The organism is Gluconobacter sp. (assembly GCF_047722525.1).
In the GTDB taxonomy this organism is placed as follows: domain Bacteria; phylum Pseudomonadota; class Alphaproteobacteria; order Acetobacterales; family Acetobacteraceae; genus Gluconobacter.
This window is the reverse complement of the sequence record NZ_JBDNYY010000004.1, coordinates 231,980-245,724: the sequence shown is the minus strand read 5'-3', so window position 1 is coordinate 245,724 and position 13,745 is coordinate 231,980. Positions and strand designations below refer to the sequence as shown.

General features: G+C 60.9%; 9 protein-coding genes. 5 read left to right on the top strand and 4 right to left on the bottom strand.

The annotated features are described in order from the left end of the window. Positions 1-118: 118 nt before the first annotated feature. Positions 119-3,175: a Hint domain-containing protein gene (locus ABF859_RS05995; protein WP_415526861.1), complete on the bottom strand. Its 3,057-nt coding sequence runs from the start codon at positions 3,173-3,175 to the stop codon at positions 119-121. A 275-nt stretch (positions 3,176-3,450) separates the two neighbouring features. Between ABF859_RS05995 and gyrA the strand changes: the two genes are divergently transcribed. Genes gyrA through ABF859_RS05980 form a run of 3 tightly spaced genes read left to right on the top strand, consistent with a single transcriptional unit; the run spans position 3,451 to position 7,322 of the window. Next, complete coding sequence (gyrA, locus tag ABF859_RS05990) at positions 3,451-6,294, top strand: DNA gyrase subunit A (RefSeq protein WP_415526860.1); 2,844 nt, start codon at positions 3,451-3,453, stop codon at positions 6,292-6,294. Further along, on the top strand, positions 6,275-6,805 hold the full coding sequence (gene coaD / locus ABF859_RS05985) for a pantetheine-phosphate adenylyltransferase (RefSeq protein WP_415526899.1): 531 nt from the start codon (positions 6,275-6,277) through the stop codon (positions 6,803-6,805). Before gyrA ends, coaD begins: the two co-directional genes overlap by 20 nt. Positions 6,806-6,836: 31 nt before the next feature. Beyond that, positions 6,837-7,322: a peptidylprolyl isomerase gene (locus ABF859_RS05980; RefSeq protein ID WP_415526859.1), complete on the top strand. Its 486-nt coding sequence runs from the start codon at positions 6,837-6,839 to the stop codon at positions 7,320-7,322. 163 nt (positions 7,323-7,485) lie between these two features. Here the strand turns inward: ABF859_RS05980 and ssb are convergent, their stop codons facing one another. Next, positions 7,486-8,067 (bottom strand): single-stranded DNA-binding protein, encoded by a 582-nt coding sequence (gene ssb / locus ABF859_RS05975; RefSeq protein ID WP_415526858.1) that lies wholly within the window; start codon positions 8,065-8,067, stop codon positions 7,486-7,488. Between the two features lie 130 nt (positions 8,068-8,197). Between ssb and uvrA the strand changes: the two genes are divergently transcribed. Further along, positions 8,198-11,242, top strand: a complete 3,045-nt coding sequence (gene uvrA, locus ABF859_RS05970) for an excinuclease ABC subunit UvrA (RefSeq protein ID WP_415526857.1) — start codon at positions 8,198-8,200, stop codon at positions 11,240-11,242. Between the two features lie 30 nt (positions 11,243-11,272). Here uvrA and ABF859_RS05965 read toward each other — a convergent pair whose 3' ends face one another. After that, on the bottom strand, positions 11,273-11,707 hold the full coding sequence (locus ABF859_RS05965) for a hypothetical protein (protein WP_415526856.1): 435 nt from the start codon (positions 11,705-11,707) through the stop codon (positions 11,273-11,275). 241 nt (positions 11,708-11,948) lie between these two features. Here ABF859_RS05965 and ABF859_RS05960 point away from each other — a divergent pair, with 241 nt between their 5' ends. Continuing rightward, on the top strand, positions 11,949-12,599 hold the full coding sequence (locus tag ABF859_RS05960) for a TrmH family RNA methyltransferase (RefSeq protein ID WP_415526855.1): 651 nt from the start codon (positions 11,949-11,951) through the stop codon (positions 12,597-12,599). 45 nt (positions 12,600-12,644) lie between these two features. Here ABF859_RS05960 and ABF859_RS05955 read toward each other — a convergent pair whose 3' ends face one another. Further along, the gene (locus ABF859_RS05955; RefSeq protein WP_415526854.1) at positions 12,645-13,586 is read right to left on the bottom strand and encodes a rhodanese-related sulfurtransferase; all 942 of its coding nucleotides are present in this window, start codon (positions 13,584-13,586) and stop codon (positions 12,645-12,647) included. Positions 13,587-13,745 lie beyond the last annotated feature (159 nt).

Sequence of the window (13,745 nt, the reverse complement as noted above, 5' to 3'; positions counted from 1 at the left end):
CGGTCTGGCCACACAGCAGAAACACGCTGCCCCCAAAGCCCTCAGGAAGCTGGAGAATGAACAAAAAAAGCCCCACCCCCGAAAGGATGAGGCCTTTTCCATTTCAGACCGACTGGCCTCAGGCAGTGTGGGCCGTTTCGGCTTCACCTTCAGAAGCCAGCACATACGGGCCTGCAGCCAGAACCTGAATGGCCAGCATGCCGAGGCTGTTCGGCTGACGGGCCGTCAGGGACAGCATGGCGCTGCCATTGGTCCAGCGTGCAGCAGTGCTTTCCTGCACATCCCAGCCAGCCAGACCGGCTTCCGTCAGATGCTGGTCGATGCGGATCGTGTTGCCCGAGTCGAACAGCGTGATCTCACCGACGAGGACACCAAGGTCACGACGATCATCCATGAACGGTCCGACCGTCTCGCTCGGGCGGGACGTACGGGACACGAGGCGGACCTCGGTCACATCGGACGGGATCATGAACATCACGCGGTCGTTGGCGGTGCGGACCTGATGGATGGTCTGGCCCGTACTGGTGACGAGATGCAGACCGGACTCTTCAGTCAGGACCGGAGCCGGAACCGTGTTTTCGAGACCGGTTTCGATGGCGCGGGCTTCGATCTGACGGAAGATCGGCTCAACCACCTCGCGGCTGACGACGAGCGGTGCGGCTGCATCGTCATTCCAGTTGCGCGCACGGCCACCCAGCGAAACAACGGTGCCGTTCTGGCGGAAGGACTGACGATTCCCGGTGTCGAGATAGCTTTCCGTCAGCATGCCGTCGGCCATGATGACCGAATGCTCTGCCGTTTCCACATGGAAGTAGTCGTAGGACGGCATCGTGCGGTCATAGACCACGGAGCGGCCGTTCACGAGCATACGGGCCGGCACGAAGCCACCGTTGAGGAACAGGCAGTGTTCCGGGGTGACCAGCATGTCCTTGTAAGGCACGCCCTCGGAGAGCGCATCCTTCAGGATACGGACCGGATAGCCGGCTTCGGCATCCGTCAGACCCGTCCTGGCGACCATGTGTGCGCGGCCAGCCCAGGTCACGGTGCGCTCGACGGCCACGCCGTTCACGAAAGCCAGAACCGTGCTGCCCAGACCCAGGGTCTCGACGGCGACATCGCCTTCCGGCGTGCGGATCATGCTGCCTGCGAGGAAGCAGGTCGTGACACCCCGGTCTTCGACGACCCAGCCGTTGCTGCCGTCCTGAACGATGGACGCCGTGGTGGCAGGCGTGAAACCGTCAGCCGTATGGATGTTGCCATAAGTCAACTGGCGACCGTCAGCCAGCGTGACCGTCAGGGTGTAAGACCCGTCGGCATTGGGCGTGTAGGTGGCAGCCGTCGGAGCGGAGGACACACCGGAAATGCCGAAATGCGTGTTGGCGGACACACCGTTGACCACAACGCTCTGGCTGTTGGCATCGTGGTTGTGCAGGAAGCCGTTGGCTTCAACATACAACGTGTTCACCGAGTTCGGATCAACATTGATGGTGCTGATCTTCTCACTCGGGTTGAGGAACAGGCTGCTGCCCTGCGACAGACTGACCGTACCGCCGTTGATCCAGATCGGGTTGGTGGCGGTTCCCAGCGTGGCGTTGATCAGGTTGATCGTGCCGCCGTTGTTGACGCTGTTGCCATCGAACACGACGTTGTTGTCGTTGTTCATGATCGTGATCGTGCCATCGTCACGGTTCATCGTAACACCGCCGAGTTCGACCTTCGACGGGGTGTTGATCAGGATCGTACCGTTGTTTTCGAAACCGGCCGTGGCAAAGACATAGCCGCTGTAGTGGCTGCCGCCATTTGCCGTGATTTCCAGCGTACTGTTCTGCCAGACGCTGAGGCTGCGGATCTGGTTGTAGGACGGTGCATTGGCGACAACGGTGGTCGGCGTGGTGTTACCGTAATAGCCGACATTGACGTCCGCGTTCTGCTCGCTCTGCGGAACGGCGTTGCCGTTGAAGGAATTGCCGCTCGTGTCAACGACATGACCCTGGCCGTCATACAGCGTCCAGTTCTTCGGATCGTACCAGTCACCGCCGCTGGCAGGACCGGTCCAGCGCCAGGTATTGTCGTGCTGATGATAGCTGACACTGCTGGTGCTGTACTGCGACGTGTCACCGCCGGCGCTGGCTGCCGCAGCCGCAGTCGAAGCCATCTGCTGGTGCAGATCGCTGGTGGTGTAGGACGTCGGAGCCGTTGCCGTACCGTTATCTTCGATGAGCCAGCCCTTGGAGCCGTCCTGTACGATCGTGGCCTGGGCAGCAGGCTTGAAACCGTCTGCGACGTGCACGGTCGGATAGGTGATGGCACGGCCATTACTGAGATTGATCGTCAGGGTGTAGGACCCGTCGGAATTCTCGGCATAAGTGGCGGACGTCGGCTTGGAATCACCGCCGCTCAGAACACCGAAATGGGTGTTTTCAGACACACCGTTGATAACGGTGTTCTGCACGGAACCGCTGTCGTTGGTGTAGAGGTTCTGGACATAGATGGTGTTGACGCTTGCCGGGTCGACATTGAGCGTGGAGCCTTCGCCATACAGACCTGCAACAAGCGTGCTGTTCTGAAGATTGACCGTCCCACCCGCGATCGAAACGGGGGAGGACTCGCTGCCAAGGGTCGAGTTGACCAGGTTCAGCGTCCCGTTGTTCAGGCGCGCGTCGTCAAGCGTCACGTTCCCGTCGTTGTTCATGATCGTCAGGGTGCCGTCACCTGCCGTCACGCCACCAAGTTCGACCTTGGACGGGGTGTCGATGATGACCGTGCCGTAATTTTCCAGCCCGGCTGTCGCGAAAACATTGCCGTTTCCGCCCTGCGCGGTGATCTTCAGGGTGCTGTTCTGCCAGACGCTGAGGCTGCGGATCTGGTTGTAGAGAACGGCATTTGAGACGACCACGCTCGGCGTGCTGTTGCCATAGTTTCCGACATTGACGTCAGCGTTCTGCTCGCTCTGGGGAATGGCATGGCCGCCGAATGAGCCGCCTGTCGTATCCACCGGGTGACCAGCATCACTCAGAACCCAGTTCTTCGGATCAGACCAGTCGCCACCCGTTGCAGGGCCAACCCAGCGCCAGGCGTAGTCATGCTGATGGAAGCTGGTTTCACTGCTCTTGTATGTGACGGGGTCGCTGCCCGCAGTCGTGGGATCGTCGTTGGTGCTGGTCGTATCGGCCATGAGTGAGATCTTCCAAAAGGTTTCCGACAGAGACTTGTCAGAATATGTTTGGGAATTGCTAACTGTTTCAAATAGCGTATGCAAGTTAATAATATATAAACTGGAGTCCGTCCTTCCGGCCGTTTCGTGAATCTTTCACTCACGCGATCCGATTTTCCGGGCAGGGCCAAGAACAGGGTTTCCATGATGGGAAAGCCTCATCCGGGCGGCAGGTGTGGCGTGACGACGACGCATGCGGTATGCTGGGGCAACTGAATCTAGCGTGGTGACCTGTCTTGACCGAGCTGACCGAGCCGACTGATCTGACCCCTTCCGGCCGTCTCCCTGTGACGATCGAGGAGGAAATGCGCTCCTCCTATCTGGCCTATGCGATGTCCGTGATCGTATCGCGTGCGCTGCCGGATGTGCGGGACGGTCTGAAGCCGGTCCATCGCCGTATTCTCTATGCCATGCGCGAGAGCGGCTTCACGGCCGACAAGCCCTACCGCAAGTCGGCCCGTGCGGTCGGTGACGTGATGGGTAAATACCATCCGCATGGCGACAGCTCGATTTATGACGCCATGGTCCGGATGGCGCAGCACTGGTCCATGCGCGTCAAGCTGATTGACGGTCAGGGTAATTTCGGGTCGGTCGATGGCGATAGCCCGGCCGCCATGCGTTATACCGAGGCCCGTCTGGCCAAGGCGTCGTCCTTCCTGCTGGACGACATCGACCGCGACACCGTCGATTTCCAGCCAAACTACGACGAGAGCGAGAACGAGCCGAAGGTCCTTCCGGCAGTTTTCCCGAACCTGCTCGTCAACGGCGCGGCCGGTATTGCCGTCGGCATGGCCACCAACATCCCGACGCATAATCCGGGTGAGGTCATTGACGCCACGCTGGCCATGATCGCCAACCCGGCTATCGAACTCGACGAACTGATGCAGATCATCCCGGGGCCGGATTTCCCGACGGGCGGCATCATCATGGGGCGCAGCGGCATCCGTCGCGCCTATGAGACCGGTCGCGGCTCCATCCCGGTCCGCGCCCGCGCCGAGATTGAGGAAATCCGCAAGGACCGTCAGGCCATCATCATCACCGAGATCCCGTATCAGGTGAACAAGGCCACGTTGCAGGAAAAGATCGCCGATCTGGTGCGGTCCAAGGAAATCGAAGGCATTTCCGACATCCGTGACGAGTCCGACCGTTCGGGCATGCGCGTCGTCATCGAACTCAAGCGCGATGCGACCCCGGATGTGGTCCTCAACCAGCTCTACCGCTTCACGCAGCTCCAGACGTCCTTCAGCGCCAACATGCTCGCGCTTGATGACGGCAAGCCGCGGACGATGGGCCTCAAGGACATCCTGGAAGCCTTCCTGCGTTTCCGCGAGGAAGTCATCCTGCGCCGCGCCCGCTTCGATCTGAACAAGGCCCGTGACCGCGGCCATCTGCTGGTCGGTCTGGTTCTGGCGGTTGCCAATATCGACGAAGTCATCGCGCTGATCCGCGCCGCTCCGGATGCTGCGACGGCGCGTGAGTCGCTGATGGCGCGTGAGTGGGACGCTTCGGAAGTCATCCCGCTGCTGGAGCTGATCCATGACGAGGGCAATGTCATCATCGATGGCAAGGTCCGTCTGACGGAAGCGCAGGCGCGCGGTATTCTGGAACTGCGCCTGCAGCGCCTGACCGGTCTGGAGCGCGAGAAGATCCAGGGCGAACTCGGGGAAGTGGCCCAGAAAATCGGCGAACTGCTTACGATCATCGAGAGCCGTCCGCGTCGTATGGAAGTCATGCGCGAGGAACTTCTGGCCGCCCGGGCAGAAGTCGCAACCCCGCGCGCGACGGAAATATCCGACGCTCTGGGCGACCAGACGGATGAAAGCCTGATCGAGCCGGGTCAGATGGTCGTCACCATCACGCGCGACGGCTTCATCAAGCGCACGCCACTGGACGTCTTCCGCTCCCAGAACCGTGGTGGCCGTGGCCGCACCGCCTCCGGGCGGCGCGGAGACGACGTGATCGTCCGCAGCTTCAACGCCCATACCCATCAGTGGGTGATGTTCTTCTCCTCGGGCGGCAAGGCCTACCGGATGAAGGTCTGGCACCTGCCGGAAGCCGCGCCGACCGCCAAGGGCCGTGCGCTGGTGAACCTGCTGCCCGAACTGGGCACGGATTCCATCACGGCCGTCCTGCCGCTGCCGCAGGACGAGGATCTGTGGGAAGACCTGCACCTAGCCTTCGCAACAGCCAGCGGCAATGTCCGCCGGAACCGCCTGAGCGATTTCCGCAACATCCGCGCCTCCGGCCTGATCGCCATGAAGCTCGACGAGGGGGATTCCCTCATCGGCGTGGCGACATGCCGTGAAGGTCAGGACGTGTTCCTGGCGACAAAGAACGCACGCTGCATCCGCTTCCAGATCACGGACGAGACGCTCCGCGTGTTTGCCGGTCGTGGCAGCACGGGTGTGCGGGGCATCCGTCTGGGCGAGGGCGATGCCGTCATTTCGCTGTGCATCCTCAACCATGTCGAGGCCAGTGTCGAAGAGCGTTCGGCCTATCTGCGGATGGCCAATGCCAAGCGCCGTGCCGAAAATGCCGCTCTGGACGACAGTGCCGAGGACGAGACCGTTTCCGGCGACGAGGAAACCGTCGAGATCACGGGCGATCTGACGCAGGAGCGTTTCGAGGAACTGGAACAGCAGGAGGAAATCCTCCTGACCGTGACGGATGGCGGCTTCGGCCGGCGCTCCTCGGCCTATGACTACCGCGTGTCGGGCCGTGGCGGTCAGGGCATCACCAACATGACCTTCTCCGCGAACCGTCGCGGCAAGGAAGTGGTAGGCACCCTGCCGACGCTGGACGGGACGGACGTCATGCTGGTCACGGATACGGGCCGTCTGATCCGTCTGCCGGTCTCGCAGGTCCGCGTCATGGCCCGTCAGGCCAGCGGTGTGACGCTGTTCCGTCTCAATGACAGCGAGACCGTCATCTGCGTCTTCCCGGTTCTCGAAGACGATACGGAAGAGGGCGATACCGACGAAGGCTCCGAAGCCGGCGCCAAGGTGATCGGCGAGGCAGGAACACCTGACGCGACTTCCGAAGCGCCCCCCGCTGGTGACGATGCTGCACCTGAAGCCTGACGTGCCGACCGATCCACGTGTCGGGTTCTATCCCGGCACGTTCGATCCGGTCACGTTCGGGCATCTCGATATCATCCACAGGGCCTCGGCCCTGTTCGACCGCCTGCTGGTCGGCGTGGCGGTCAATGAAGGCAAGCAGCCGCTGCTGGATCTGGATGCCCGGCTCACTGCCCTGCGCCACGAAGTGGACAAGCTGCCCCATGGCGATAGGATCGAGGTCGTCGGCTTCGATACACTGCTGGTCGATGCCGTGCGGCAGGCGGGAGCGGGAACAGTTGTACGCGGACTGCGGTCCGGCGGTGACTTCGACTACGAGAGCCAGCTTTCCGGCGCGCTGCGTCGTCTGGCTCCGGAAATCGAGACGGTCTTTCTGCTGTCATCGGAAGAACATCGCAGCACGGCCAGTCGCATCGTGAAGGAAATCGCACGGCTGGGCGGCGATATTTCTCCCTTCGTCAGTGAAGATGTTGCACGTATCGTCTTGTCGAAACTGGGCCGAGGGCCGACATAGGAACCTTCAACGATTTCTGGAAGGTTCCAAGATGTCCGATACTGCAGTGCCCGACGGCAACAAGCTGGTTTTCGAGCTCAAGACTGGCAAGGTCGTCATCGAGCTGCGCCCTGACCTGGCTCCGCTTGCGGCTGAACGCCTCAAGCTGCTGGCCACCGAAGGGTTCTATGACGGCGTGGCATTCCACCGCGTGATCGAGGGCTTCATGGCCCAGGGTGGCGATCCGACGGGCACCGGCACGAGCGGCAGCTCCTATCCGGACCTCAAGGCCGAATTCACGGACAAGGCCAAGTTTGAGCGCGGCACGGTGGGCATGGCCCGCACGATGGCTCCGCACTCCGCCAACAGCCAGTTCTTCATCATGTTCGCGGACAGCCCGCATCTGAACGGGCAGTACACGATCGTCGGCAAGGTGATCGAAGGGATGGAATATGTTGACCAGCTCAAGCGCGGTTCGGGCGCCGGTGGCGTGGTCAAGGACCCGGACACCATCGTCAAGGCTTATGTCGAAGCCTGATTTTTCGCTGAAACGCGGATGTTAAAAAAGCCGGTGCAGCAATGCACCGGCTTTTTTCGTGTCTGCCTGTCCAGACACCGGCATATCCCCTGCTGCCTTCGGCCAGTCAGAGCCAGTTGTCAGACAGCAGGGGGCAGGCGTAAGCGACTGGAAAACAGCGCACTCAGAACGGGATTTCGTCGTCCAGATCGTTATCCGGCGGCGCATCCCAGCCACCATTGCTGCCACCCGAACGGTTGCCGCCACCGGCTGCACCACCTGCGTTCCCGCGGGATCCACCCCCGAAACCGCCCGATCCACCACCTGCGCCGCCCCGGCTTCCACCGCCGAAGCCGCCACCGCCGCCATAGCCACCGCCGTTGTCAAAACCGCCATCATCGCCGCCACCGCTGCGATTGCTGTCGATCAGCACAAGGTCACCGCGGAACCGGTCGATCACGACTTCAGTCGTGTATTTTTCCTGACCGGACTGGTCGGTCCACTTCCGGGTGCGGAGTTCGCCCTCGATATAGACCTTGCGACCCTTGCGCAGATAACGCTCGGCAACGTCAGCCGTGCGCTCATTGAAGATCACCACGCGATGCCACTCGGTGCGCTCCTTGCGCTCCCCCGACTGCTTGTCGTTCCAGGTGTCGGATGTCGCAACGGTCAGGTTGACGATCTTCGACCCCGACTGCGTATTGCGGACTTCCGGATCCTTGCCCAGATTTCCGACCAGAATCACCTTGTTGACGCTGCCTGCCATTCCCGTCCCAACCAATTTTCTCGAATTGTTCTTTTCATATAGGTCGCAAAAACCCATCTATAAAGTGATCTAGCATCCCTTATCGTACGTTCCCATTGCACAATCGCTATTCTTTGAATTTGGGGTCTCCGTGAGCTTTCCAGACAACCATTCGATCCGCGTCCGTGGGGCCCGCGCCCATAATCTCAAGAACATTGATGCCACGATCCCCCGTGATTCCCTGACGATCATCACGGGCCTCTCCGGCTCCGGGAAATCCTCGCTGGCTTTCGATACGATCTATGCCGAGGGCCAGCGACGTTATGTGGAAAGCCTCTCCGCCTATGCCCGCCAGTTCCTCGAACTGATGGGCAAGCCGGATGTGGACTCTATCGAGGGCCTCTCCCCGGCCATCTCGATCGAACAGAAAACCACATCCAAGAACCCACGTTCGACCGTGGGCACGATCACGGAAATCCACGACTACATGCGCCTGCTCTGGGCGCGTGTCGGCATTCCGTACTCCCCCGCGACCGGCCTGCCGATCGAGGCGCAGACCGTCAGCCAGATGGTGGACCGCGTCATGGCCATGCCGGACGGTATGCGCCTGATGCTGCTCGCACCCGTCGTGAGAGACCGCAAAGGCGACTGCAAGCGCGAACTCGCCGAACTGACGCGCAAGGGCTTCACCCGCGTGAAGATCGACGGCGAACTCTACGAAATCGCCGAAGCTCCGGAACTGAACCGCAAGACGCGCCACACGGTCGAAGTCGTGGTGGACCGGATCGTCGTCAAGGACGGGCTCGAATCCCGCCTCGCCGACAGTTTCGAGACCGCGCTCGAACTCTCTGACGGTCTGGCTTACGCTGAGGAAGTGAAACGCGCAGGCGAGAAGGAAGCCCCGGCGCATGTCGTGTTTTCCTCCCGCTTCGCCTGCCCCGTCTCCGGCTTCACGATCGAAGAAATCGAGCCGCGCCTGTTCTCCTTCAACGCTCCGATGGGCGCCTGCCCGGTCTGTGACGGCATCGGCACCGAGACCCATTTCGATGCGAACCTGATCGTCCCGGATGACAGTCTGACACTGGCCGAAGGCGCCATCGCCCCGTGGAAGGGTGCAAGCACGGACTGGTACGACCAGACGCTCGCCGCTCTCGCCCGCCATTGCGGCGATGACATGAACACGCCCTGGTCCGAGCTTCAGCCCGCAACGCAGGATCTCATCATAAACGGTTCGAAAGAGCCGATCGACATTCCCTACAGCGATGGCGGGAAGGTCCATATCGTCACCAAACCGTTCGAAGGCGTGCTAAAGAACCTGCGCCGCCGCATGGCCCAGACGGACAGCATGTGGGTGCGCGAAGAACTGTCGCGCTATCAGTCCGAAAAACCCTGCCATGCCTGCCACGGCGCGCGCCTCAAACCCGAAGCGCTGTGCGTGAAGGTCAAGGACCTGAACATCGCCGAAGCCTCGGACATGCCGATCCGCAAGGCGCTCGACTGGTTCTCCACCGTGGAAGCGACCCTCACGCCCCAGCGCGCCGAAATTGCCCGCCGCATCCTGCGCGAAATCACGGACCGACTGCACTTCCTCGACGATGTCGGGCTGGACTACCTCACCCTCTCGCGCGGCTCCGCAACCCTGTCGGGCGGCGAGAGCCAGCGCATCCGTCTGGCGTCGCAGATCGGTTCGGGCCTGACCGGTGTGCTGTATGTGCTGGACGAGCCTTCCATCGGCCTGCACCAGCGCGACAACGAACGCCTGCTCGGCACGCTCGAACGCCTCAAGCGCCTCGGCAATACCGTCATCGTCGTCGAACATGACGAAGACGCCATCCGCGCCGCAGACTACCTGATCGACATGGGACCGGGTGCAGGCAAACTCGGCGGCGAAGTTATCGCCGTCGGCACCCCGGCCGAGGTCGCCCAAAACCCCAACAGCATCACCGGCGCCTATCTGTCAGGCCGCAAGGTCATCCCCGTCCCGACCGAGCGCCGCAAGCCCAGCGGCATGCTCACCCTGCATGGCGCACGCGGCAACAACCTCAAGGATCTGACGGTCGATTTCCCGCTCGGCACCTTCATCGCCGTCACGGGCGTTTCGGGTGGTGGCAAATCCACGCTGGTCATCGACACGCTGTATAAGGCTCTGTCCCGCCAGCTCATGAAATCGAGCCAGACGCCGCTCCCCTATGACCGTCTGGAAGGCGTGGACAATCTCGACAAGATCATCGAGATCGACCAGTCCCCGATCGGCCGGACCCCGCGCTCCAACCCCGCAACCTATACGGACCTGTTCGCCCCGATCCGCGACTGGTTCGCCGAACTCCCCGAATCCAAAGCGCGCGGCTACAAACCTGGCCGCTTCTCCTTCAACGTGAAGGGCGGTCGCTGCGAAGCCTGTCAGGGCGACGGTGTTCTCAAGATCGAGATGCACTTCCTGCCGGACGTGTACGTGACCTGCGACACCTGCAAAGGCGCGCGCTACAACCGCGAAACGCTGGACGTGAAGTTCCGCGGAAAATCCATCGCGGACGTGCTGGCCATGACTGTGGACGAGGCCCTGCCGTTCTTTCAGGCGGCCCCGAAGATCCGCGACCGTCTCGCCATCCTGCAACAGGTGGGGCTGGGCTATGTCGCCCTCGGCCAGCAGGCCACAACGCTTTCGGGCGGTGAGGCCCAGCGCGTCAAGCTGTCAAAGGAACTGGCCAAACGCGCCACCGGCCGCACGGTCTATATCCTCGACGAACCCACAACCGGCCTGCACACCGAAGACGTCCGCAAGCTGCTCGAAGTGCTGCACACCCTCGTCGATCAGGGCAACACGGTTCTGGTGATCGAGCACAATCTGGAAGTCATCAAGACAGCCGACTGGCTGATTGATATCGGCCCGGAAGGAGGAGACGGCGGCGGTCAGGTCGTCGCAGCCGGAACGCCGGAAGACATCGCCGCGTGCAAGGCCAGCCATACCGGCCGCTTCCTCACCCCGCTTCTGGACGCACCGGGCGCAAGACAGCCGCGCAAAGTCACGGCAACCAAGGTCACACAGGCCATGCTCGCCGCCAGCCTGCCGCCCCCAAAAGCCGAACGCACAGCCGCGAAAAAGGCAAAGGCTGCCAAGGACAAGGCAGCGGAAAAAGCGCCCGAAAAGAAGCCCAGAGGCCGCCCCGCGGGGTCACGCAACAAGACCAAAGCCTGAACCCGGTCGGCTCGCCGGACTCAGGCATCGTCACCGGCGATGATGATGCTTGGGTTGGCACGACAGGAGGTTGATAGTTGCCGTATCGTCAAAACGGTCCGGGTGTTCTGTCAGAGGTAAGGAGATGACATCGCTGATCCGATGATCGGCATAGACGAACTTCCAATAATGAAACCGGGCATCAATCCAAGGATTGTCATTGAACATCTCGTCCCATTCCAGCAGGTCACGCCGCAATGGCGATCCGACGCCGTTGCTCTGTGTCCAGACCGCCGACTTGCAGATCGAGGCACGCTCGACACGCACGATCAGCCGTCCGTTGAGAGATGCCTTTCCATCAAGCTCCTCGTTGAGCACAATGTTGAGGTTATGGGTCAACTCCTCCAACGTTTCCGGCCTGGCGCCCGCGAATGCAGTGCCGCCGATAAAGACGGTAAAAATCAGGCTGAGAACAACGCGGATCATTGAAATTGTCCTTTCGGAAATAGCATGGCCTCGTCTTGCCGTCGCTTGAACAGGCCGCCCCGCCGGGTCACATAACAAAACCAAAGCCTGAACCCGGTCGTGTTTTTCAAAGTACACTGAAAAGACGACAGATCATGAGACATGGCCTTCCATTACTGGAGGACCATGTCTCATGATCCGGACTTTGGACACCAACCGACATCGTCGCTAGATATGGTGCCCGTACGGTGGGGGCTTGAGTGTGACGATCGAACGCAAACAGACAGACAAATCACGCGCCCGAAAAAGGGCGGACGCGATACGAGACTTCCGCTGCAAAAACCTCATCGTTGTCATCGAAGACCCGGAAAACCCACGAAATATAGGAACTGTCATCCGGAACGTGAACGCTTTCGGCGCAGAAAAAGTGTACGTCATAGACCCTCGTGGGGTTCTCTCGGACGACTGGAATGAGTTACGCACCGAACCAAAACTCTCGAAGCTATCGGTTTCCGCCGTCAAATGGACATTCGTCAAGCGCTTTGACAGCACGGAAGAGTGCCTCGCACATTTGGAAAAAAACCAATTCGTTTCGATTGTCACCTCACCCCATCGGAAGGGCATGTCCAATGTATCGTTGGACGAAGGCGATTTTACCGAACATGCCAAACTGGCAGTCTGGTTCGGAAGTGAAACCAAAGGAATCAGCGACATTGCCGCCCAACGAAGCAGGCAATGCGTATCCATTCCCATGTTTGGAATGATCGAAAGTCTCAATCTGGGCACGAGTTCAGGGATTGTTTTGTACGAGATAACAAAACAACGTCGACAATATCAGTCCCGCAACAGGCTCCGCACTTCTCGGGAAAATCTTAAAAATCCTACTCCTGTTTTGATCGTCGAGGAAAGCTAGGAGCCCTTTCAGCGAGAGTATCTTCGTTCCCCCGCCCGTCCACACTTACTTCTGCCGAACCCCCAGATGCCCGGCCTGCCGTGCCTGAGCCAGCGCTTCCTGACGCTCACGCTCGGCATAGCGGCGACGCTGCTCTTCCGTCCGCTCGTTATGGCAATGCGGGCACGACACGCCCTGCACGAACAGCGGCGAGGCCTTGTCGTGCGCGTTCAGCGGCCGGCGACAGGCATGGCACACGTCATGCGTGCCGATCTCCAGCCCGTGCTTCACCGACACACGCTGGTCGAACACGAAACACTCGCCTTCCCAAAGGCTCTCTTCTTCCGGCACGGTCTCCAGATATTTCAGGATGCCGCCCTTGAGGTGATAAACCTCGTCCACACCTTCCGCCCGCGCAAAGGACGTCGACTTCTCGCAGCGGATGCCACCCGTGCAGAACATCGCAATCTTCGGCAGACGTCCCTGTGCCTCCAGTTCCTGCCGACGCTTGCGGAACCATTCGGGAAATTCGCGGAATGATTTCGTCTTGGGATCTTCCGCGCCTTTGAACGTCCCGATCGCCACTTCGTAATCGTTGCGGGTATCAATCAGGATCGTGTCCGGATCGGAAATCAGCGCGTTCCAGTCCTCCGGCGCCACATACCGCCCCACGCCCTGACGCGGGTCGATATCCGGCTCGCCCATCGTGACGATTTCCTTTTTCAGCCGCACCTTCATGCGACGGAACGGCAGCTCCGGAGCCCGCGAGTCCTTGCTTTCCAATTCCGCACAACCCGGAAGTGCGCGGATATGCGCCATCACGCGCTCCATGCCCTCATCCGTCCCGGCAATCGTCCCGTTGATCCCCTCACGCGCCAGAAGCAGGATTCCCCGAATTCCCTCACGCTCGCACAGTTCCAGCAACGGCCCGCGCAATGCAGCGGGGTCCGCGAACGGCGTGAAATGATACAGCGCGACAATGCGGATCGGCTCGAAAGCATCGGACATGGGACAGGTATCCGGCGACTGGGACCGCAGGCACAGCCGCGATCGGATGAAAAGGACAGCCCCGCAGATATCAGGGCCAAAGCCGTCATGCCAGTCCGGACCTCACGCCACGACAGACACGATGGACAGGCCGGTGCCCGAATGGCAGAAAGCCCCCTC